Raw genomic sequence first — 20,266 nt, 5'->3', positions numbered from 1 at the left:
CTGGGGAGGTTGCAAAGGCATGAAGGTGAAGTCTATGCGGCGTGTTTCGGTGCAATGGTAAGTTGCACGCCCAATGCCTTCAGGACACCAAGCAAGGTGGTCAGTTTGGGATCGCCCTTGGTGCTCAGCGTTTTATACAGGGCCTCCCTTGTGACGCCTGCCTCCCTGGCAATGTGCGCCATACCTTTTGCACGGGCAACGATTCCCAGCGCATCGGCGATATAACCGGCATCGCCTGTTTCAAATGCATCGGTCAAGAGTTCGGCCTGTGACTCCGGCGTATCAAGATAGCGCGCCGGATCGAAGGGGGTTGTCCTGATCGTCATTTTTCTTTCTCCAAATCCGCGGCGAGATTTTTAGCCTTGCGGATATCTTTCTGCTGACTGTCTTTGTCTCCACCACACAACAGAATGATCAAGACACTGCCGTGTTGGGCAAAATAAATGCGATAGCCGGGGCCGTGGTGAATACGAAGCTCGCTGACACCCTCGCCAACAGGCTGCACATCACCGGAGTGGCCATGCCGAAGACGCACAATCCTTTGCGCTATCATGTGTCTGGCGCGCCTGTCTTTCAGGCGAACCAGCCAATCCGCAAAGACCTGTGTTTGACGTATTTCAAGCATGTAATAATTAGATTACAAATGCGATGACGTCAATCAATCCAGACTTTCGGCTAAGCTGTGTACAAAAACCAAAACCGCCCGCAATTGCTTGCGGACGGTCCGGCGCGCCGTGCTGGTTCCAGACCGAAACCAGAGAAGGCCACGGTGAGCTATTGCCGGGTGACGACCACCGGGATCAGCAGGTCGCCCCAGTTGCCATCGCCGCCATGGTGACGGGCGGAGCGGACCAGCTCCACGGACACGCCGGCATCCACTGCCTTCATGACGGATTGGTTGAGGCGATGCAGATCATTCGCGACCATGCGAATGACAGCCTGCTGGTCTGCATTCATGGCCGATGATTGCTCCTCGGCCCGTTCCTTCACGCGTGTCTGCGGTGCCATGATGATGCTCCTTGTTTCTGGCGTTGCAGTGGGACAATCACCGTGATTGTCCCGTATGGACCGGCGGCATGTAAGGGCCTCGCCGGCGGTCCGGATTGGGATGCCTGTTATTCGGCGGCCGGACGGAACTGTGCCGTCTCGGTCGATTCCTTCATGGCCGTCGTCGACGACTGACCGCCCGTGATGGCCAGTGAGACCGCATCGAAATAGCCCGTGCCAACCTCGCGCTGGTGCTTGGTGGCGGTGTAGCCGTTTACCTCGGCGGCGAACTCCGCTTCCTGCAGCTCCGAATAGGCGGACATCTGGCGGTCCTTGTAGCCGCGGGCCAGTTCGAACATGCCGAAGTTGAGCTGATGGAAACCAGCCAGCGTGATGAACTGGAACTTGTAGCCCATCGCACCCAGCTCGCGCTGGAACTTGGCAATCGTTGCTTCGTCCAGATGCTTCTTCCAGTTGAACGAGGGCGAGCAGTTATAGGCCAGCAGCTTGTCCGGATGTTCCTTGCGCACGCCTTCGGCAAAACGCTTGGCCTGTTCGAGGTCCGGCTTCGATGTCTCGCACCAGATCAGATCCGCGTGCGGTGCATAGGCAATCGCCCGGGCGATGCAGGAGTCGAGACCGTTCTTGACCTGATAGAAGCCTTCCGTGGTGCGTCCGGCGTCGTAATCGACGAATGGGCGGTCGCGCTCGTCAATATCCGAGGTCAGAAGCTTTGCGGCTTCCGCATCCGTGCGGGCAATGACCAGGGTCGGCGTTCCCATCACGTCGGCGGCAAGGCGCGCGGCGTTGAGGTTGCGGATATGGGCAGCGGTCGGGATCAGAACCTTGCCGCCGAGATGGCCGCACTTCTTTTCCGAGGCCAGCTGGTCCTCATAATGCACGCCCGCAGCACCGGCCTCGATGAAGGCCTTCATGATCTCGAAGGCATTGAGCGGGCCGCCGAAGCCGGCTTCCGCATCGGCAACGATCGGTGCGAACCATGTGTCGACCGACAGACCCTTGCCTTCCGCCGTTTCGATCTGGTCGGCACGCTGCAATGTCTTGTTTATGCGTTTTGCAAGCTCTGGAGCAGCATTTGCAGGGTACAGTGACTGGTCAGGATACATGGCGGAAGCAGTATTGGCATCGGCTGCAACCTGCCAGCCGGAGAGATAAATCGCCTTAAGGCCCGCACGCACCATCTGCATCGCCTGGTTGCCCGAGAGAGCGCCAAGGGCATTGACAAATCCGTCTTCATGGATGAGCTGCCACAGGCGGTTGGCACCGTTTTCAGCAAGAGTATATTTGATCTGAACCGAACCGCGCAGTCTTTTGACATCGTCAGGCGTATAGGGACGTTCAATACCATCGAACCGGCCTCCCGGGGCATTGGGTACGAGATTGTAAAAATCAGTCATTGTCTTTCTCCAGCTTCTGTTGACGCGATCGCAGACAGGTCATTTGGGAGTTTCGATGGCTGCGTTCATGTGACTGAATTTACATTGCAGTGCAGTAATTCCAATAAATATCGCCATAATAGGCGGATTTATCGAGTTAGCATGTCGCTGCTTTGACAAATATGATTTGTAAATTTGTAAAATTTGTAATACTGCTTCGATGTCAAAGCTTGTGTAAATTTTGTCAATATTGCTGACATAAGAGGTGGAAATGGCCGAGGGCAAGATATTCGCCGGTCCCCGCATCCGGCGCATCCGCAATGAGCAGGGGCTGACGCAGACGGCCATGGCCGAAGCGCTGGGCATTTCGCCGTCCTATCTCAATCTCATCGAGCGCAATCAGCGCCCGCTGACAGTGCAGCTGCTGTTAAAACTGTCTTCCACCTACAAGATCGAACTTGATACGCTGCAGGTTGAAACCGGCTCGTCCATGGCGGCACTGAAAGAAGTCTTTTCCGATCCCCTGCTCAACGGCGAATTGCCCGGCGACCAGGAACTGATCGAGATCGGCGATGCCGCACCCAATGCAGCGGCCGGTATCATCAAGCTGTACCGCGCCTACCGGGAATCGCTGGAGCGCCTGTCCGACCTCTCGGGAATGCTGGCAAAGGAAGGACATGTGCCGTCGCTGTCATCCACGCGTTTGCCGCTCAGCGAAGTGCGGGACGTGCTGGAGCGCAGACCCAACCATTTTGCCCGCATAGAAGGGGAGGTTGACAGCTTCATTCACCTGATCAAGCCGGGCGATGATCTGTCCGGTGCCTTGAAGGCATGGCTGAAAAGCGAGCATGGGATCACGGTGCGTGTCCTGCCGGTTGCAACCATGCCGAACTGGCGGCGGCGCTATGACCGGCATTCGCAGCGCCTGTTTATCTCCGAACGGCTGTCGCCGTTCGATCAGCTGCGCGAACTGGCCATCGAGGCGGTTCTCATCCGCATGCAGGTGGTTGTCGCGGCTGAGATCCAGGAGCTGAAACTATCCTCCGATGAAGCGCGCCGCATCGCCCGGTTCGAACTTGCCCGTTATGCGGCGCAGGCCCTGATGATGCCGTACCAGGCATTCCAGACCGCTGCCCAGCGCGCCCGCTACGATGTCGACGTGCTGCGCTCGCGTTTCAATGTCTCCTTCGAGCAGGCGGCCAACCGGCTGACAACCCTGCAAAAGCAGGGGGCGGCGGGCATTCCGTTTTTCATGCTCGAGGTGGATCACGCGGGCAACCGCTTCCGCCGGGCTGGCGCACAGGGCTATCCGCAGTCACGCTTTGGCGGCGAGTGTCCAAAGCTGGCGGTGCACGCCGCCTTTGCCCAGCCGGGCCAGATTCTGGTCGAAGCCATCGAGATGCCGGGCGGCGCCGAATTCATGACCATTGCCCGCACGCTCGAGGGGCCGCAAGGCGGGTTCAATGAGCGCCCCCGGCGCACGGCGATCCTGCTCGGCTGCGATATCGGCTTTGCCGATGAAACGGTTTATGGTGCTGCGCTTGGCGGCAGGAATATCGGTGCGACGCCGGTAGGACCCGCCTGCCGCCTCTGCGAGCGCTCGGCCTGCCTTTCGCGTGCCGAGCCGCCGGTTACCCGGCCGCTGGGGCTGGACGAGATGGTGACGGGGCTGAGCGCCTTCGATTTTCAATGATGCCGCTGGATTTGCGGGCGAAAACGATGCAGAAAGCGACAATCTCCGGTCGTTTCCCACACTCACTGCAGAGTTGAAATTTGGCATTGTATCCCCATGAGTGTTTCGTCTGTCCCGCTACCGCCGGTTGCCGCGCCTGATCCCGCCAAGAGCGCATCGGAGACCGCGGTCGGCTGCCTGCTGGTTGCGGGTTCGGCCATCGCCTGGAGCACGGGCGGCGCTCTGACCCGGTTTCTCGACACGACGGATAACTGGACGGTGGTGTTCTGGCGCTCCGTATTCGCCGGGCTCTTCCTTTTGTGTTTCATGCTGGTCCGCGATGGTCCGCGCGGTACGCTGCGGCTGTTCCGCAACATGGGGCTGGCCGGGGTGGGCGTCGGCATCTGTTTTGCCATTGCATCATCCTGCTTCATCGTTGCCCTGTCCTACACGACGGTCGCCAATGTCCTGTTGCTTCAGGCGGCAGTGCCGCTGCTGGCGGCGCTGATTTCCTGGGTGCTCTTTCGCGAAAGGGTCAGTCTTGCAACCTGGGGCGCCATTGCCGTGGTGATCGCCGGCGTTGCCATCATGGTTTCCGATTCGCTGGACGGCGCTGTCTCTCCCATCGGCGACCTTCTCGCCTTGCTGATTGCCATCTCCTTTGCATCCGCCACGGTGATCACGCGGCGCAAGGCGCATCTGCGCATGACGCCCGCGGTTTTTCTCGGCGTGGTGATGGCTGCCTGTGCCGCCTCGATGATGAGCGGATCATTCTCGGCAAGCGTGCGGGACTTCGGTTTCCTATTTGCTCTGGGAGCGGTCAATCTTGGTCTCGGCCTTGCGCTTTTCGTCAGCGGCGCCCGTCTTATTCCCTCGGCGCTCGCCGCGTTGATCGGCACGCTCGAGCCTGTGCTCGGGCCGGTGTGGGTCTGGCTTCTGCACAATGAAATCCCGACGCAGCGCACCATCATCGGCGGCGGCATCATTCTTTGTGCCTTGCTCTTTCATCTGGGCTGGGAATACCGGCGCCAGCGCGTGGCTTCGACGCGAAAGCCGGTGGTCTGACACTCCCTGCGCGGGAATGCGGCGATCAAAATCGCGTTGATCTGCAACTTTAGATGAGGGAGTTGCTGCAACCCAGTTGACGAAGTGATCGCAATCTAAAAAGGTAGAGGAAACTTGGGAACCCCTGGCACGGCTGAAAGATCAGGTGCCAGCAGCATGGAGGCATTTTATGGGTATCAAATCCATCCTTTTAACGGCCACTTTCGCCCTTGGACTTGCCACGGCAGCCGGCGCGCAGGAACGCGTCGTCAACGTCTACAACTGGTCTGACTATATCGACGACAGCATTCTGGCTGACTTCACCAAGGAAACCGGCATCAAGGTTGTCTATGATACCTTCGACTCCAATGAAATTCTCGAAACCAAGCTGCTGGCAGGCGGAACCGGTTACGATGTTGTTGTTCCGACTGCGTCCTTCCTGCAACGCCAGATTGCCGCCGGTGTGTTCCAGAAGCTCGACAAGTCGAAGCTGCCGAACCTGAAGAACATGTGGGATGTGATCAACCAGCGCATCGAAAAATATGATCCCGGCAATCAGTACGCCGTCGACTACATGTGGGGAACCACGGGTCTTGGCTACAATGTCGACAAGATGAAGGAAATTCTCGGATCGGATGCGCGTCCGAACTGGGATATCCTGTTCAAACCCGAAATGGCGGCCAAGTTCAAGGATTGCGGCGTCCACGTGCTTGATTCTGCTTCGGATGTCCTGCCGTCGACGCTCGCCTATCTTGGCCTCGATCCGGACAGCAAGAATCCCGACGACCTCGCCAAGGGCGCGGACCTGTTGACAGCGGTTCGCCCGTCGATCCGCAAATTCCATTCGTCGGAATATATCAATGCACTCGCTGCCGGCGATATCTGTCTGGCGCTCGGCTATTCCGGCGACATCCTGCAGGCCAAGGCGCGTGCGGAAAAGGCCAATGCCGGCGTGAAGCTGGACTACGCCATTCCGTCGCAGGGTGCGCAGATGTGGTTTGACGTGATGGCCATCCCCGCCGATGCGCCGCACGTGGCGGAAGCCCACGAATTCATCAACTACATCATGCGTCCGGAAGTGGCTGCCAAGGCTTCGAACTTCGTGTCCTATGCCAACGGCAACAAGGCCTCGCAGGAATTCATCGACAAGGCCATTCTGGAAAATCCGTCGGTCTATCCGGATGAGGCCACATTGGCCAAGCTCTTCACCGTGACGCCTTACGATACGAAAACGCAGCGAACCGTCACGCGGCTCTGGACCAAAGTGGTAACAGGCCAGTAAATATCGAGAAAACCCCGGCAGAAAATGCCGGGGTTTTTAACGTCAAGACCAAATACCGGGGCAATCATGAAATCACTGGGAAGCTTTCGCCGTAAATTCGCACCTTGGAATGATCCTGAAGCAAAACCCTATATTTCCTTCGAGAATGTCACCAAAAAGTTTGGTGACTTTACCGCTGTCGATGATTTGTCCCTGACGATCTACAATCGTGAATTCTTTGCCCTTCTCGGCGCATCCGGCTGCGGCAAGTCCACGCTCCTGCGCATGCTGGCCGGGTTCGAGGAGCCAACCTCGGGCCGCATCCTGCTTGACGGCCAGGACATGCGCGGCATCCCGCCCTACAAGCGGCCTGTGAACATGATGTTCCAGTCCTACGCCCTGTTCCCGCACATGACCGTCGAGGGCAACATCGCCTTCGGCCTGAAGCAGGATGGCATGCCGGCGAATGAGATCGCCGCGCGCGTTGCGGAAATGCTCAAGCTGGTCAAGCTCGAGCAGTTCGCCAAGCGCAAGCCGCATCAGCTTTCCGGCGGTCAGCGCCAGCGCGTGGCGCTTGCCCGTTGCGTCGCCAAGCGGCCCAAGGTTCTGCTGCTGGACGAGCCGCTGGGTGCGCTCGACAAGAAACTGCGTGAAGAAACACAGTTCGAACTGATGGACCTGCAGATGAAGCTGGGCCTGACCTTCGTCGTCGTGACGCACGATCAGGAGGAGGCCATGACCATGGCCGATCGTATCGCCGTCATGGACAAGGGCAAGGTCAAGCAGGTGGCAACGCCCGCGGAAGTCTACGAAGCCCCGAATTCCAAGTTCGTCGCCGATTTCATCGGCAATGTGAACATGTTCGAAGGCACGGTTTCGACTGTTGTGCCCGGCAAGGTCGACATCGATGTCCCGGCCGACAAGATCACCATTCGCACGGATGCAACCCGCGACTGCGCCGCCGGCCAGTCCGTCGGGTTTGCCATCCGGCCGGAGAAAATCCGCCTCAGCCGCAAAGAACCGGCCAATACCGCCGTCAACGCCGCGCATGGCGAACTCTACGATATCGCCTATTTCGGCGACATGACGGTCTTCCACGTCCGGCTTGAAAGTGGCCGCATCATCAAGGCGGCCAGTTTGAACGCGGTGCGCACGGTCGAAGACCCGCTTGGCTATGACGACATGGTCTGGGTCAATTTCGATACCGATGCCGGCATCCTGTTGACGGCGTAGGGGGGGCTGCCATGCAAAAACTGATCGCGTCCGTCGTCAGCCGCCTCGTCATCAGCATTCCCTACCTGTGGATGCTGATCTTCTTCCTTATCCCGTTCATCATCGTCTTCAAGATTTCACTCTCGCAAGTGACGATGGCGATACCGCCCTATACGCCGACGATTGATATCTGGGCGGGCTGGCAGGGGCTGGTCAACAGCGTCTCGCAGTTCTCCTGGGACAATTACACGTTCCTGGGCAGCGATCCGCTCTATGTCAAAGCCTACCTGTCCAGCGTGATCATTGCTGCCATTTCGACATTCCTGACGCTGCTGGTGGGCTATCCCATCGCCTACGGCATGGCGCGGGCGCCCGCGACGGTCCGCTCTACCCTGCTGATGCTGGTGATCCTGCCTTTCTGGACAAGCTTCCTCATCCGCGTCTATGCGTGGATCGGTATTCTCAAGCCGGAGGGGCTGCTCAACCAGTTTCTTATGTGGGCCAATGTCATCCACACGCCCCTGAACATTCTCAACACCAACACCGCGGTGCTGATCGGCATTGTTTATTCCTATCTGCCGTTCCTGGTGCTGCCGATCTATTCGACACTGGAGAAGATGGACTATTCCCTGGTCGAGGCGGCAGAGGATCTCGGCTGCCCGCCTATCACCGCCTTCTGGAAAATCACCTTCCCGCTGTCGCTGCCCGGCGTTGTCGCCGGTTGTTTCCTTGTCTTCATTCCGGCCGTCGGCGAATTCGTCATTCCCGATCTTCTCGGCGGATCGGAGACATTGATGATCGGCAAAACCCTGTGGAACGAGTTCTCCGCCAACCGTGACTGGCCGCTGTCTTCCGCGGTCGCCGTGGTTCTGCTCGCGCTGCTCGTCGTGCCCATCGTGCTGTTCCAGCGGTCGGAAGCCAAAGCCCAGGAAAGCGAGAAGTGACATGAACACCACCTGGTCCCGCTTCAATATCGTTTCGCTGGTCATCGGTTTCGCGTTCCTCTACCTGCCGATCGTGCTTCTGGTTGTCTTCTCCTTCAATGAATCCCGTCTTGTCACCGTCTGGGCCGGCTTCTCGACCAAATGGTATGTGTCACTGTTCAACAACAAGAGTTTCATCGATGCGGCATGGGTGACCATCCGCGTCGGGTTGATCTCGGCGACCGTCGCGACAATCCTGGGAACGCTCGGCGCCCTCGCGCTTACCCGCTATACCCGCTTCCGGGGACGGATGCTGTTTTCAGCGATGATCTATGCGCCGCTGGTCATGCCCGAGGTCATCACCGGCCTGTCGCTGCTCCTGCTGTTCGTGGCCATCGGTTTTGACCGGGGCATCTGGACCGTCACGCTTGCCCATATCACATTCACCATGTGTTTCGTGGCTGTCGTGGTGCAGTCGCGCCTGGTAACGTTCGACCGTTCGCTCGAAGAGGCGGCCATGGATCTCGGGGCGACACCGGTGACCACCTTCTTCAAGGTTACCCTGCCGGTGATCATGCCGGCAGTGGTATCCGGCTGGATGCTTGCTTTCACGCTGTCGCTCGATGATCTGGTGATTTCAAGCTTCACTTCGGGACCGGGAGCGACCACCCTGCCGATGCGGATTTACTCGCAGGTGCGTCTCGGGGTGACGCCGGAGATCAATGCTGCCTGTACCATCCTGATTGCCATCGTGGCCGTGGGCGTGGTGATCGCGTCGATTGCCAACAAGCGCCGCGAAGTACAGAAGGCGCGGGACGAGCAGGCCGCCGCCCGTCGCTAACCTCTTTCTCGATGCACTAATTCCCCGGTGCGATGATCGGCGAGATGAAGGGATTGTCCCACGATCCGCCGATAAAGAAGCGCGTGTGGTTGAATACCGGCGCGGGCTTCTGTTCGGCAGGCGCGGCTTGCGCGGTGGCGTCAGCGGGCGCCGGGGCAGGGGCTGCCGTTGTTGCAGGAGCTGGAGCCGGTGCCGCAGCCGGAACTGGCACCGCGTAGTCGCCGGTCAAGGCCAGGCTCTTGCCGATGAGGGTGACAATGCCGGCAAAGCTCAGCACGCCGGATTTCATCTGCACTTGCGCCGTCTCAAGGGCGGCGACGCCGTCCATGATATTGGCCTTGATCTCCATGCGGTCGAATGCCAGCCAGGCGTCGGTTTTCTCATTCAGGCTGAAAAACCGGTCGGTTTTGGCCCGGTTAAGCAGGTTGTTGAAATCGATGCTTTTGATCTGCCCGGTGCCGAAGCGCATGCTGAGGGTTCCCTTGGCGTTCTCCATGGCCGATGACCACCGGGTGATCGGCCCCTTGAGAACGAGGGATATCGTGCCCTTGCCCAGTTCGAACCGGTTGCCAAGCCCCAGCAGCGGGGCAATGGCGGCGCTGTTCACATCCGTGCCGTTGAGACGTAGTTCACCGGTGGCGCCGCCATCACCTTCTTCGGCCAGCTGGAAACTTGCGGCAATGGAGCCGTTGAAGGCCGCCGCCTCGCCGATGTCAAAAATGGCCCGGCCGTTGCGAACCTGCGCGGTGGCGGCAACATTCGTCAGATTGACCGAACCGGCCGTGGCCTTCTGGGTCGAGACGCGCAGGTCCACATTGGCCTGTTTGAGGAACCGGGTATCGATAACCGCATTGGCGTTGGCCGACCCGTCGGGCAGGGGCACGAAGCCTGACAGCACGGAGTGGAGGTCAAGCGTCTCGAAGGCAAGCGTGCCGGTGATGCTTGGCGTTCCATCGTTCAGGACGATTTCAATGCCGCCCTTGGCCGGATTGTTGTTCAGGGTTGCCGTCAACCCGTCCAGCTTCATGCGGTTGGCCGAGCCGGAAACCGTGGCGTCGAGGGCGAAGCTGCCAATGGGTGCGCCGGGAATGGACGGGGTCTTCGACCATTCCAGCGTCCGGCGCAGGGACGGGGACGTCAGCGACAGGGTACCCTGAAAGAACTGGTTCTTGGCAATGTTGGCCGAGCCGTTGAAAGCAAGGGTGAGCGGCGTCGATGTCAGGTTCACCTGAAGCGGGCTGGTGCCGCCGGCCAGCAGCAGCAGCGCCTTGCTGGCCGAGCTGTCGATCTCGGTTTCCTCGCCATGCCAGATGGCATTGCCGCGGAAACTGGCGACGCCCGAGGTCTGCGGCCATTCAAAAACGCCGCTGATGCTGGAAATCTGCTCTTCCGCTCCGTTGAGCGGCCGCTTGAATGTGACCATGGCATCTTCAAGCCGGATGCGTCCGAATGGCTGCGACGACACATTGCTCATATCCGGCTTTGCCGGATTGGCCTCGATGGCCGCCCGTGCCTCGCGCATGACGTCGCCGATGCGCCCGTCGGTTTTTGCCAGGGATTCGCCGATCTGCGACAGGCTCTTGATCGGCTCATCGATGACAAAACGCGGCCGGATGATGGTGGTCTCGGTGAATTCCGTCCGGCCCATCAGGGCGGAAAGCAGCGACAGGTCAACCTCGATGCGTTCCGCCTTCATGAACGGCGTGCCTTCGCTCTGCCAGGGATTGCGGATGGTCACGTCGGCGAGCGAGGCGGAAAAGACCGGAAAGAACGAGATTTGCGGCGTCTGCCGTGATTCGACACTGTAGCCTGTCCAATTGCTGAGCTCCTGAATGAGCCGGGCACGGATGACATCCGTGCTGACGAGATAGGGAATAGCGGCGAGAAGTCCCGCGGCAACGAGAGCCAATGCGATGATTGTCGCGAATATGTTCCTCGGCCGGTACCAGGACATGAATATTCCGATGTCTGCTGTTCTTCCGGCGCCACGCCGGAAGGTTTCACGCTTCTCCATCTACGGTTTAGCGATGATGCGTTGCAATTCAAGGGCCAGAGATAGTCGGACGCCAATTTGTTGCAGAGCGTTTGCCATCGCATTGCGGAGTGAATGAGGCGATGGAAGCTGTCTTACAATTTTCAGTCAGCGAGAACGCGGGTCGATGGAAAACTGATTTCGACCATCGTGCCGCGCCCCGGCGCCGAATCGATGGCGAAGCTTGCGCGGTTTGCCTCGGCCATGGCCTTTGTCAGCGGCAGGCCGAGACCCGTGCCGTCGGTGCGCGCATGTTTGGGCGTGGTGATCTGCTTGTAGGGACGCAGGGCCTGTTCGACTTCCTGCCGCGTCATGCCGATGCCGGTATCGCGCACCCGCAGAAGCACGTCGCCGCTCGGTTCGTAACTGGTCGAAACGATCACCTGTCCGCCCGGTCCCGTGAAACGCACGGCGTTCGACAGAAGGTTGAGGGCAATCTGGGTGATTGACCGCTGGTCGGCGACAATGTCGGGCAGGCGCGAGGTAAGGCTGGAGCGGATGATCACCCGCTCGCGGTTCGCCTGCGGCTGCATGATCGCCACGGCCTCGGTGAGAGCGTCATTCAGCGAAACCGCCTGGAAGTCGAACTCCACCGCCCCCGCCTCGATCTTGGAAATGTCGAGGAGATCATTGACCAGCGACAGCACGTGATTGCCGGAACGGCTGATATCATGGAGATAATCGCGATACCGCTCATTGCCGACAGGGCCGAATTTTTCGTCGGCCATCAGCTCGGAAAAGCCGATGATGGCATTGAGCGGCGTGCGGATTTCATGGCTGATCCGGGCGAGGAATTCGCTCTTCTGGCTGGAGGTGCGCTCTGCCTCGCGCTTGGCGCTGAGCAGTTCTTCCTCGGCCTGTTTCCAATGGGTGATGTCCCGCAGCACAACGCAAAAGCCCTTTGACGCGTCGAGCTTGCCGATGGTCATGAACAGCGGAATGAACCGTCCCTTGCTTTCGCGGCCGATGACCTCGCGGCCATCATTGAGAACGCTGGCAACCCCATTGTCCGACAGGCCGCTGACATAATCCATGGCCGTCCGCTGGCTTTCGATGGCAAAGAGCAGGGAGAATGCCTTGCCTTCCACGTCTTCCGGATTGTAGCCAAACAGCGCCGCCGCCGAATGATTGACCGAGCGGATGGCACCGGCGGAATCAAGCAGGATCACACCATCCGTCGCGGTATCGAGAATCGCATTCAGCTCGTCGATGCGGGTTTGCAGAAGCTGCCGCTCGCTGTCGTCAAACCGCTGTTCCGGCGATTGCACGACGGGCGGCTGCGCCTCCGGCGACAAGGCCAGCAACAGGGCGCGTTCGCCGTCTTCGTCCCAGCGTACGGCTTGAAGATGTGCCTGGACACGTCTGGTCGTGCCGTCGCTCAGCTGCAGGTTTACACCTTCCGCAGTCTCGCTGCCGTCCTGTTCCGGATTTTCGGCAAACAATGCGTTCAATCCGCCCGCCGCATTGATGTCCGCATGCGTTTCATGAAGCGTGGCATCGAGCAGGGCCTTGTTGGCGTAGAGAAGAATGCCATGGCGATGGATGAGGACAGGAAGAGGCAGGGCGGCGAGAACGGTGGTATCGACGCCGTGCCGGGCCTTTGTCCGGATATTCTCGGCAAAATCCTGCTGCGGCGACGGACCGGCCGCAATTGCCGCCGTCTCCTTGTCTACCGGTACGGTGAAACCTGGGCCGACCACTTCCGCATCGGGAACGGGCGGCACGACGGGCGTGGGCATCGCCGGCTGGTCCGATGGCGCTTCGGCGCTGGTTGCAGAAGCCGCAGGGGCGGCTTCCTTTGGGTTGTCAGCCAGAACCTCACGGCGCAGCCGCTCCGCGATTTCCCTGAAGGCATTGCGTTCGGCATCGTTCAGGCGCCCGTCATCGCGCGGAAGACGGTTGGTCTTCAACGGGATGATATTGCCTTCAATTGCTTCTATCCCGGCTTCGTCGCGGGCGGGTTCGGCCGGTGCGGCCGGCGTAATGGCGATGACGGGTTTTTCGCCGTTGAACACATCGACGGGGAACACATCGACGGGCGGGATGGGCTTGGGCGCGAGCGCCTTGCCGATGGCTTCCGGATCGGTGGTAACATCACCCATGCGGGCAACACCGAACCCGCGAAAGCCCATGAACACCCGCTCGCGCGAATAGATCGGCAGGGCCGCCAATTCGACGGGCACCCGCAAACCGGTGCCTTCAATCGGCCACAGCACCGAGCGGCCGGACCACGTGTCGCGCCGTTCGAGAAGTTCGGCAATCTCGCCGCTGCTGTCGAGCCCGTAGACATTGGCGACGTCGCGGAAGGATTTTCCGATGACCGCCGCCGAGTTGGGGCCTACCGCGCCAACGAATTCGGGCGATATTTCATCGAAGGTTGCATCGGCATCGACTTTCCAGACAAACCGGATGGGATTGTCCGAGGGCTTGTAGTGGAAGGACCCGTCTCCGGAGATCGCATTCTCCGCCTGTCGCAGGGCTGGTTCGACGGCAACAGTGTCCTGCGGCGGTGCCGCCGCTTCGGCACGGCTTTCCCGGACATCCTGGACAACGCTGATTGGCGGTGCCGCGGGCGCTTCCGGCTGTCTGTCTTCCGTATCTGCCGGCTGCTCTGCGCTAGCATTGACGTCGCGGATGGCAAAGAGAAGATGCAGGGCAGGGCTGTCGGTCAGCCGCGCTATGCCGGCCGGTACGGAACCATTGGCTGTCTGCACCGGACGTTTCACCAGGCGGTTGCGTTCCAGGCGCACTTCGCGCACCAGGTCGCCCAGCATCTTGTCGCTGAAGCCGATGCTGCGGAACTGCTCAGAAGCAGCCAATATCGTGCCCGCGGCGTCGATCATGGCCGCATGGGTGGTGCTGTCGCCGAAACCCTTGATGGCCAGCGCGGCAATCCCGGTTTCGGAATTCAGCCGGGCGGTATTGGCGATGGACAAAAGGATGGCGGCTTCGCCGCGCGGCAAGGTCAGGTCGCTTGCCTGGAATGTCAGGATGCGGCTGGCCAAGTCGAAGGCCACGCGCAATGACACGGTGCGGCCATGGCCGATGGCGGGGAAACCGTCCAGCGCCTTGAGCTGCCGTCTCGCCTGCACATTCAGAACAGCGCCGGCATCGAGAATATCGTCGATGGTCGCATAGCCAAGCGCGTTTGCACCCTGGCCATTCGCCCAGATGACATTCTCCAGATCCGGAGAAATCACCACAAGCGCATCGCCATTGGCAAAATGCTCGCGAATTTCATCCAGAACGGCAATATCGATGAATGGGTAAGTTCCAGACGTCATCGTTTGACCGGTGCACTCCACAATAAAGCATCCGCTGTCTGCGGATTGTCTTAATACTCTGTTAATAATCGTCTGGCGACCAATCGTCCACTCACAGTCCCTTACGTCACACGTCTTTCTCTTGGTTTAGTTAACTTGGAAGACGCTCCACAAAAATATTTGAATGAAAAATCAGGCGCTTGATTGTGCACCGCAAAAGAAATGTTGCATTGCACAATAAATTGGGTTATATACTCGTCATGAATTCACAAGCAGCCGCATAGACCGGCTGCACACGGAAGGAACAGATTATGAGCAAGACCACCAAACAGACTGCTGATGCGTTCTCGATCCCTGCCTTTGATGCAACCGCTGTAACCGATCAGGTTCGCGAATTCACCGAGAAGGGCGTTGCCCAGTCCAAGGAAGCCTATGCCAAGATCAAGGATCAGGCCGAAGCTGCCCAGAAGACACTCGAAAGCACCTTTGAAACTGCACAGTCGAACACTGCTGCTCTCTCGCTCAAGGCTCTGGCTGCGCTGCGCGCCAACACCGAAGCCAGCTTCGCTCATATCGAAGCTCTGATCGGCGTTAAGTCTTTCGGCGAAGTCATCGAACTGCAGAGCGCGTTCGTTCGCAAGCAGGCTGAAGCCCTGACCGATCAGGCCAAGGAATTCCAGACAGTTGCAACCAAGGCTGTTGAAGAAATCTCCGCTCCGGTCAAGTCGGCTGTCGAGAAGGCAATCAAGGACGTCAAGGTCGCCTGATTTAAAGGCCTTTGATGAAAAAATACTCCGGCGGCACTCCTCCTCCCGGCCGCTGGACGAGCAAGACCCGATAGTTCCTCCCGTATGGGTCTTGCATTAATGGAAAAGGCCGGTTCCTCCCCCGGCCTTTTCTTTTTTGTTGGTTTTTGCCTTTCTGTTGCATCGGGTGCTTGCCAAAAGCATCAATCTTACGTATGTGACCCCTGTCGAAAAGAAGACGGTGCGCGGTCGTAGCTCAGTTGGTTAGAGCGCAGGATTGTGGCTCCTGAGGTCGGTGGTTCGAATCCACCCGTCCGTACCACTTCTTCCCAAAGCCCCCCAATATCCCCCGAAATACAAAGCCGGATCAAACCGGTTCTCACGCTGGCTGCTGCATGTGAATCAGCGGAAAGGGGCGGCCCGATCCATCGCGTTCGGATCGCCCGACGGCAACAAATCCATAATGTCGGTAAAAGCCGTGCGCACCGGGATTCTGCTCGTTCACGTCAACGCTAAGCCGGCCCTTGAGCGTTCGTGCGTGATCCAGAAGCTGCCGCCCGGTTCCCTGGCCATGCCATGCCGGATCAACGAACAGCATCTCCACTTTGGCACCGGACAGGCCCATGAAACCCAGGAGCGGGCCGGATGGCGACTGCGCCACCCACACCTCAAGTCCGGGAAGGGCTTCGTCCCGCACGAGCGGCAGGAAGAACTGGATGTCTTCCTCGGACAGGAAATGGTGCGTCGCCCGGACGGCGCTTTCCCAGATTGCCACCAGCGGCGGTATGTCGTCCGGTTGTATTGGTCGGATCATCATCATCTTCATTCTCTGCCCGATGTCATCAACGGGAGTTCGATATCGCTCCGGCGCCCATTTGCCAAGCCGGTCCGGTTCGTCCGGCCCATGCGCCCGCTGCATTCAATCCCTGCATGGTAAAAGCATTCATCGTCAATTGATCCCGGCGGGCGTTCATGCCAATGAAAAACATGCGCATATTGCTGGTTGAGGATACGCATGATGTGGGGGAGGCTATCGCCAAACGGTTCGAGGCGATCGGCCATGCTGTCGATTGGGAAACCGACGGGCGCGCGGCGGCGGAAATCATTGATTTCACCGAATATTCGCTGATCATCCTCGATGTCATGCTGCCGGGCATGGACGGTTTTGAGATTCTCAAGCGCCTGCGCAAATCCGGCAATGCCGTACCCGTCCTCGTGCTCACGGCGCGTTCCGAGATCGAGGACCGCGTCGGCGCCCTTGATCTGGGTGCGGATGATTACCTCGTCAAGCCCTTCGATTTTCGTGAGCTTGAGGCGCGCGCCCGTGTGCTGATCCGGCGCCGCACCGGCGGCGAGGCGACCAATCTGATCAAATGCGGCGATATCGCCATCGATCGCGGCGCACGGTCCGTGCATGTGGGCAAGCGCGAAGTCCAGTTGAAGCGGCGCGAGCTGACACTGCTTGAAGTCATGGCCGCGCGGCCCGGCCGTGTTTTCAGCAAGGATGAACTGCTCGACCAGATTTTCGGTTTCGACGAGGCTGCCAATGCCAATGCCATCGAACTCTATGTCGGCCGGTTGCGCAAGAAACTGGAAGGCGCGCAGGCGCGCATCGTGACGGTGCGCGGGCTGGGCTATCAACTGGTGCCCGGCGATGCAGCATGAGCCGTCCCTTTTTGCCCGCCTGGCCCGGCGAATTTCGCTGGTTCTGGGCATTGGTGCCGCCCTTCTTGTCAGCGCAGCCTGGTATTATGCGGAAACGGCGGCCGACAAGGCCTATGACCGGCTGCTTGTCGGCGCTGCCCTGCAAATGGCGGAAAGTCTTTCGGTCGAAAGAGGGGCGCTCAGCGCCCGTTTGCCCACATCGGCATTCGAACTGCTGGGACTGGCCGAACGGGACCGGATTTTCTACCGCGTCATCGACACCAACGGCAAAACCGTGACCGGTTATGATGATCTGCAAAGCCCGGCACCCTCGGACGGCGCGCGCGACGCCGTCAGCATCAGCGAAGGTATCTACAAGGGCGAGGCAGTGCGCATAGCCCGCGCCACCCGCGTGCTGGCGGACCCCTCGGTGACGGGGCATGCCTATGTCATCGTGGCACAGACCAACGAGGCGCGCTCCGCCCTGACGCGGGAGCTGACGCTGCGCGCCACCATCCTTGTCGTTGTCATGAGCTTTCTCGCCTTTGCCGGTGCCATGCTGGCCATCCGCTATGCCTTGCAGCCCGTGGAGCGCTTGGGGGCGGCCGTGCGCCGCCGTGACCCGCATGACCTGACGCCTGTCTCGGTTGGCGTTCCGCGCGAACTCGATCCGTTTGTCAGTTCCATCAACCATTTCATGGGCCGCCTGAATGAACGCGTCGACCTGCTGCAACGGTTCATCGCCGATGCCGCCCATCAGATTCGGACACCGCTGACGGCTCTGTCCGCGCAGATCGACCTTCTCGGGCATGACAAGCTGGACAAGACCGGACGGCAGCATTTCGAACGCGTGCAGCAGCGCACCGGCGAGCTGGCGCGCCTGACCAACCAGTTGCTCAGCCACGCCATGGTCATCCACCGCGCCGATTCCATCCAGCTCGAGCCGATCAGCCTTGTCGATGTGGCGCGCCGTGCCTATCGCGCCGCCATTCCCATCACCGTTGACCCCGATATCGTCATCTCGTTCGAAGCGCCCGATGACCGCCCCTTTGTCCTTGGCGATGCGGTCAGCCTGCGCGAGGCTATCGTCAATGTCATCGACAATGCCCTGCGGCACGGAACGGATCAGCGGCTTGAGGTGCGCGTGCGCTCCGATGCGCTTGATGCCTATGTCGAGGTCGAGGATGACGGGCCCGGCATTCCGCCGGAGGGCTGGGAAAAAGCCACCCAGCGTTTCGCCACGTCGAAATCGCACGAAGGCAGTTCCGGCCTCGGCTTCGCCATTGCCCAGGAAGTCGTCAATGCTCATGGCGGCACGCTGGGTTTTCGCGCGCGCGACGAGAAGAGCTTCACGGTTATCCTGACATTGCCGTTGTACAGGGGCCCCGCGAAATGATGAAACGTTTCATGGCTACCCTGACGGCCACAATCCTTGCCCTGACATCCCAGGTTCTGGCGGCCGCGGACAACCAGACGCGGTTTCCGTCGCTCCAGGCGGAAACCGGCAGGCTGACGATCTATTCGACCACGGACCTGGCCGCCATGAAGCCGCTGATTGACGATTTTCAGCGCTCCGCGCCGGGCATATCGATTGATTACATCGAGTATCTCACCAATGAGCTGCACGCGCTGGCCAGCGAAGCCTGCCGCAAGGATGAGCCGCTCGGCGACCTGCTCCTGTCCTCGTCAGTCGATCAGCTGCTGAAACTGGCCAATGATGGCTGCGCCGCATCGCATACATCGCCGGAAACGCTGCGTGTGGCCGATTGGGCCAACTGGCGCGACGAGGTTTTTGGTTTCACCTATGAACCGGCGGTCTTCGTCTACAACACGCGCAAGGTGCCGCCGGCCGAGGTGCCGCGCACCCATGTGGAACTGGCCGACCTCCTGCGCGAACGTCTCGATTACTATCGCGGCCGTGTCGGCACCTACGACATCCGCCTGTCAGGCATTGGCTATTTGCTGGCCTTCAACGACGCGCGCCAGACGAATACCGTTTTTGGCCGCTTGCTGGAAAGCATGGCGCGCGCTTCTGCGGTGGCGCGATGCTGCACCGGCGAAATTCTCGAGGAGGTGGCGAGCGGCCGGCTGTATATCGGTTACAACATGCTGGGTTCCTATGCCTATGACGCGGCGCGAAAGCATCCCGACCTCAGGGTTGTCGTGCCGCGGGACTATACGCTGGTGCTCAGCCGCGGCGCGCTCATTCCGAAATCCGCAGAGCGCGGCGACCTTGGCGCGCAGTTCCTCGATTATCTCCTGTCGGAGCGCGGCCAGGCGATTGCGCGCAGCAACGCCTTCTATTTTTCCGAAACAGGCGGCCTGCCGCCCGATGTCGACGGGCCGCAGAACCTGAAGGAATCGGGAATTGCCCAGCCCATCCGCATCGGGCCGGGGCTGCTGGCCGTGCAGGACTGGGCGCAGAGACAGCGCTTCATCGAGGATTGGTCGCGCTCATTGATCGAGCTCAACAGCCCGGAATGGACGCGCGAGTAAATTAAAACAGCGAGCCCTGGTCGGTGCCGGGTGTGGCTGGCTTTTTCGCTGGTGCCGGACGGTCCGGCTTTGGCCTGATCGGATTGGCATCGGCTTCCCCGGCGACAGCCTGAACCTCGCCATCCTGGAAGCGCAGCGTCAGATGATCACCGCTGCCGACGGCGGCGGCGCGTTTCACCGGTGCTCCCGCCGTGTCGAGCACGATGGCAAAGCCGCGCTCAAGCACACTTGCGTGCGAAAGCGTTTTCATCAGCCGTTCCAGTTCGCTGCCGCGCCGCCTGGCCCGGTCCAGGGTGATGCCGATGGCCTGATCCTGCCGCCGCTCCAGCTGGGTCAGCGATTGGCGTCCCCGCACGGCAAGGCGGGCAATCGGTTCGGGCGACAGGCGCTGGGTATGACGGGCGAAGACGGCGCGCCGGTCCCGCAGGAAAACACCAAGGCTGCGCGGCAGCCGGTCGGCGAAAACGGTGACTTCCCGCTGCTTTTCGCGAAACCGCTGCTGCAGGACCCGCGGCGACAATTGCCGGGCACGGCCATCGAAATGCGCACGCTTTTTCTGGGTGTTCGCCTGCAGGGCACGGCCGAGCCGGGCGGCGGTTTCGTCGAAATGCCGCCGGGGCAGGGCAAGCAGCTGGTCGGCCGAGGGCAGGGCGCGCGACAGGGCGCGCTGATGGGCAATGCGATGATAACAGTAATAGCGCAGGTCGTCGAAGACGAACGCCGCAATGAACACCCACCAGTGCAGGCC

At 60.1% G+C, this 20,266-nt stretch carries 18 protein-coding genes and 1 tRNA gene; 11 read left to right on the top strand and 8 right to left on the bottom strand.

Going from position 1 to position 20,266, the window contains the following annotated elements; genetic code table 11:
* Window positions 1–32: 32 nt before the first annotated feature.
* From ACTJJ7_RS22015 to aceA, 4 genes are all read right to left on the bottom strand, one after another.
* Complete coding sequence (locus tag ACTJJ7_RS22015) at window positions 33–326, bottom strand: addiction module antidote protein (RefSeq protein ID WP_440968822.1); 294 nt, start codon at window positions 324–326, stop codon at window positions 33–35.
* A complete protein-coding gene (locus tag ACTJJ7_RS22010; RefSeq protein ID WP_440968821.1) occupies window positions 323–625 on the bottom strand; it encodes a type II toxin-antitoxin system RelE/ParE family toxin in 303 nt (100 codons plus the stop codon). Before ACTJJ7_RS22010 ends, ACTJJ7_RS22015 begins: the two co-directional genes overlap by 4 nt.
* Before the next feature lie 149 nt (window positions 626–774).
* Complete coding sequence (locus ACTJJ7_RS22005) at window positions 775–1,008, bottom strand: SMc00767 family acetate metabolism repressor (protein WP_027230260.1); 234 nt, start codon at window positions 1,006–1,008, stop codon at window positions 775–777.
* Window positions 1,009–1,115: 107 nt separating this feature from the next.
* A complete protein-coding gene (gene aceA, locus ACTJJ7_RS22000; protein ID WP_105736355.1) occupies window positions 1,116–2,405 on the bottom strand; it encodes an isocitrate lyase in 1,290 nt (429 codons plus the stop codon).
* A gap of 250 nt (window positions 2,406–2,655) precedes the next feature.
* Between aceA and ACTJJ7_RS21995 the strand changes: the two genes are divergently transcribed.
* From ACTJJ7_RS21995 to ACTJJ7_RS21970, 6 genes are all read left to right on the top strand, one after another.
* On the top strand, window positions 2,656–4,077 hold the full coding sequence (locus ACTJJ7_RS21995; protein WP_440968820.1) for a helix-turn-helix domain-containing protein: 1,422 nt from the start codon (window positions 2,656–2,658) through the stop codon (window positions 4,075–4,077).
* A 96-nt stretch (window positions 4,078–4,173) separates the two neighbouring features.
* Window positions 4,174–5,121, top strand: a complete 948-nt coding sequence (locus tag ACTJJ7_RS21990) for a DMT family transporter (RefSeq protein ID WP_440968819.1) — start codon at window positions 4,174–4,176, stop codon at window positions 5,119–5,121.
* Window positions 5,122–5,290: 169 nt separating this feature from the next.
* Entirely contained in the window at window positions 5,291–6,382 is a 1,092-nt protein-coding gene (locus ACTJJ7_RS21985; RefSeq protein ID WP_105736349.1) for a polyamine ABC transporter substrate-binding protein, read from the top strand.
* A gap of 66 nt (window positions 6,383–6,448) precedes the next feature.
* A complete protein-coding gene (locus tag ACTJJ7_RS21980; protein ID WP_105736347.1) occupies window positions 6,449–7,594 on the top strand; it encodes an ABC transporter ATP-binding protein in 1,146 nt (381 codons plus the stop codon).
* An 11-nt stretch (window positions 7,595–7,605) separates the two neighbouring features.
* The gene (locus ACTJJ7_RS21975; RefSeq protein ID WP_105736345.1) at window positions 7,606–8,517 is read left to right on the top strand and encodes an ABC transporter permease subunit; all 912 of its coding nucleotides are present in this window, start codon (window positions 7,606–7,608) and stop codon (window positions 8,515–8,517) included.
* Window position 8,518: 1 nt separating this feature from the next.
* Window positions 8,519–9,337 (top strand): ABC transporter permease, encoded by an 819-nt coding sequence (locus tag ACTJJ7_RS21970; protein WP_440968818.1) that lies wholly within the window; start codon window positions 8,519–8,521, stop codon window positions 9,335–9,337.
* 16 nt (window positions 9,338–9,353) lie between these two features.
* Here ACTJJ7_RS21970 and ACTJJ7_RS21965 read toward each other — a convergent pair whose 3' ends face one another.
* Window positions 9,354–11,291 (bottom strand): AsmA family protein, encoded by a 1,938-nt coding sequence (locus ACTJJ7_RS21965; RefSeq protein ID WP_440968817.1) that lies wholly within the window; start codon window positions 11,289–11,291, stop codon window positions 9,354–9,356.
* A gap of 182 nt (window positions 11,292–11,473) precedes the next feature.
* Window positions 11,474–14,653 (bottom strand): PAS domain S-box protein, encoded by a 3,180-nt coding sequence (locus ACTJJ7_RS21960; RefSeq protein ID WP_440968816.1) that lies wholly within the window; start codon window positions 14,651–14,653, stop codon window positions 11,474–11,476.
* Window positions 14,654–14,943: 290 nt separating this feature from the next.
* Between ACTJJ7_RS21960 and ACTJJ7_RS21955 the strand changes: the two genes are divergently transcribed.
* Both ACTJJ7_RS21955 and ACTJJ7_RS21950 read left to right on the top strand, forming a co-directional pair.
* Window positions 14,944–15,399: a phasin gene (locus tag ACTJJ7_RS21955; RefSeq protein WP_105736338.1), complete on the top strand. Its 456-nt coding sequence runs from the start codon at window positions 14,944–14,946 to the stop codon at window positions 15,397–15,399.
* 224 nt (window positions 15,400–15,623) lie between these two features.
* Window positions 15,624–15,700, top strand: a tRNA-His gene (locus ACTJJ7_RS21950).
* A gap of 57 nt (window positions 15,701–15,757) precedes the next feature.
* On the opposite strand, the gene ACTJJ7_RS21945 is transcribed toward ACTJJ7_RS21950, so the two are convergent.
* A complete protein-coding gene (locus ACTJJ7_RS21945) occupies window positions 15,758–16,192 on the bottom strand; it encodes an acetyltransferase (RefSeq protein ID WP_245457693.1) in 435 nt (144 codons plus the stop codon).
* Window positions 16,193–16,365: 173 nt separating this feature from the next.
* Here ACTJJ7_RS21945 and ACTJJ7_RS21940 point away from each other — a divergent pair, with 173 nt between their 5' ends.
* The 3 genes from ACTJJ7_RS21940 to ACTJJ7_RS21930 are packed head-to-tail and all read left to right on the top strand — an operon-like array spanning window position 16,366 to window position 19,518.
* The gene (locus ACTJJ7_RS21940) at window positions 16,366–17,043 is read left to right on the top strand and encodes a response regulator transcription factor (RefSeq protein WP_105736336.1); all 678 of its coding nucleotides are present in this window, start codon (window positions 16,366–16,368) and stop codon (window positions 17,041–17,043) included.
* On the top strand, window positions 17,033–18,418 hold the full coding sequence (locus tag ACTJJ7_RS21935; RefSeq protein ID WP_440968815.1) for a sensor histidine kinase: 1,386 nt from the start codon (window positions 17,033–17,035) through the stop codon (window positions 18,416–18,418). Before ACTJJ7_RS21940 ends, ACTJJ7_RS21935 begins: the two co-directional genes overlap by 11 nt.
* 11 nt (window positions 18,419–18,429) lie before the next feature.
* Window positions 18,430–19,518 carry an ABC transporter substrate-binding protein gene (locus tag ACTJJ7_RS21930; RefSeq protein WP_440968814.1) on the top strand — a complete coding sequence of 363 codons (1,089 nt, stop codon included), beginning with the start codon at window positions 18,430–18,432 and terminating at the stop codon, window positions 19,516–19,518.
* A 1-nt stretch (window position 19,519) separates the two neighbouring features.
* Here ACTJJ7_RS21930 and ACTJJ7_RS21925 read toward each other — a convergent pair.
* The coding region (locus tag ACTJJ7_RS21925; protein WP_440968813.1) for an exodeoxyribonuclease VII large subunit at window positions 19,520–20,266 on the bottom strand (747 nt) is incomplete at its 5' end.

It is taken from the genome of Phyllobacterium sp. 22229, from assembly GCF_052056495.1.
Taxonomy (GTDB): Bacteria; Pseudomonadota; Alphaproteobacteria; order Rhizobiales; family Rhizobiaceae; genus Phyllobacterium; species Phyllobacterium myrsinacearum.
This window is presented reverse-complemented; position numbering and strand designations above follow the sequence as displayed.

Excerpts from the sequence above, each read along its gene's own strand:
- ACTJJ7_RS22015 (WP_440968822.1), bottom strand. The coding sequence starts at position 326 with ATGACGATCAGGACAACCCCCTTCGATCCGGCGCGCTATCTTGATACG.
- ACTJJ7_RS22010 (WP_440968821.1), bottom strand. The coding sequence starts at position 625 with ATGCTTGAAATACGTCAAACACAGGTCTTTGCGGATTGGCTGGTTCGC.
- ACTJJ7_RS22005 (WP_027230260.1), bottom strand. The coding sequence starts at position 1,008 with ATGGCACCGCAGACACGCGTGAAGGAACGGGCCGAGGAGCAATCATCG.
- aceA (WP_105736355.1), bottom strand. The coding sequence starts at position 2,405 with ATGACTGATTTTTACAATCTCGTACCCAATGCCCCGGGAGGCCGGTTC.
- ACTJJ7_RS21995 (WP_440968820.1), top strand. The coding sequence starts at position 2,656 with ATGGCCGAGGGCAAGATATTCGCCGGTCCCCGCATCCGGCGCATCCGC.
- ACTJJ7_RS21990 (WP_440968819.1), top strand. The coding sequence starts at position 4,174 with ATGAGTGTTTCGTCTGTCCCGCTACCGCCGGTTGCCGCGCCTGATCCC.
- ACTJJ7_RS21985 (WP_105736349.1), top strand. The coding sequence starts at position 5,291 with ATGGGTATCAAATCCATCCTTTTAACGGCCACTTTCGCCCTTGGACTT.
- ACTJJ7_RS21980 (WP_105736347.1), top strand. The coding sequence starts at position 6,449 with ATGAAATCACTGGGAAGCTTTCGCCGTAAATTCGCACCTTGGAATGAT.
- ACTJJ7_RS21975 (WP_105736345.1), top strand. The coding sequence starts at position 7,606 with ATGCAAAAACTGATCGCGTCCGTCGTCAGCCGCCTCGTCATCAGCATT.
- ACTJJ7_RS21970 (WP_440968818.1), top strand. The coding sequence starts at position 8,519 with ATGAACACCACCTGGTCCCGCTTCAATATCGTTTCGCTGGTCATCGGT.
- ACTJJ7_RS21965 (WP_440968817.1), bottom strand. The coding sequence starts at position 11,291 with ATGTCCTGGTACCGGCCGAGGAACATATTCGCGACAATCATCGCATTG.
- ACTJJ7_RS21960 (WP_440968816.1), bottom strand. The coding sequence starts at position 14,653 with ATGACGTCTGGAACTTACCCATTCATCGATATTGCCGTTCTGGATGAA.
- ACTJJ7_RS21955 (WP_105736338.1), top strand. The coding sequence starts at position 14,944 with ATGAGCAAGACCACCAAACAGACTGCTGATGCGTTCTCGATCCCTGCC.
- ACTJJ7_RS21945 (WP_245457693.1), bottom strand. The coding sequence starts at position 16,192 with ATGATCCGACCAATACAACCGGACGACATACCGCCGCTGGTGGCAATC.
- ACTJJ7_RS21940 (WP_105736336.1), top strand. The coding sequence starts at position 16,366 with ATGCGCATATTGCTGGTTGAGGATACGCATGATGTGGGGGAGGCTATC.
- ACTJJ7_RS21935 (WP_440968815.1), top strand. The coding sequence starts at position 17,033 with ATGCAGCATGAGCCGTCCCTTTTTGCCCGCCTGGCCCGGCGAATTTCG.
- ACTJJ7_RS21930 (WP_440968814.1), top strand. The coding sequence starts at position 18,430 with ATGGCTACCCTGACGGCCACAATCCTTGCCCTGACATCCCAGGTTCTG.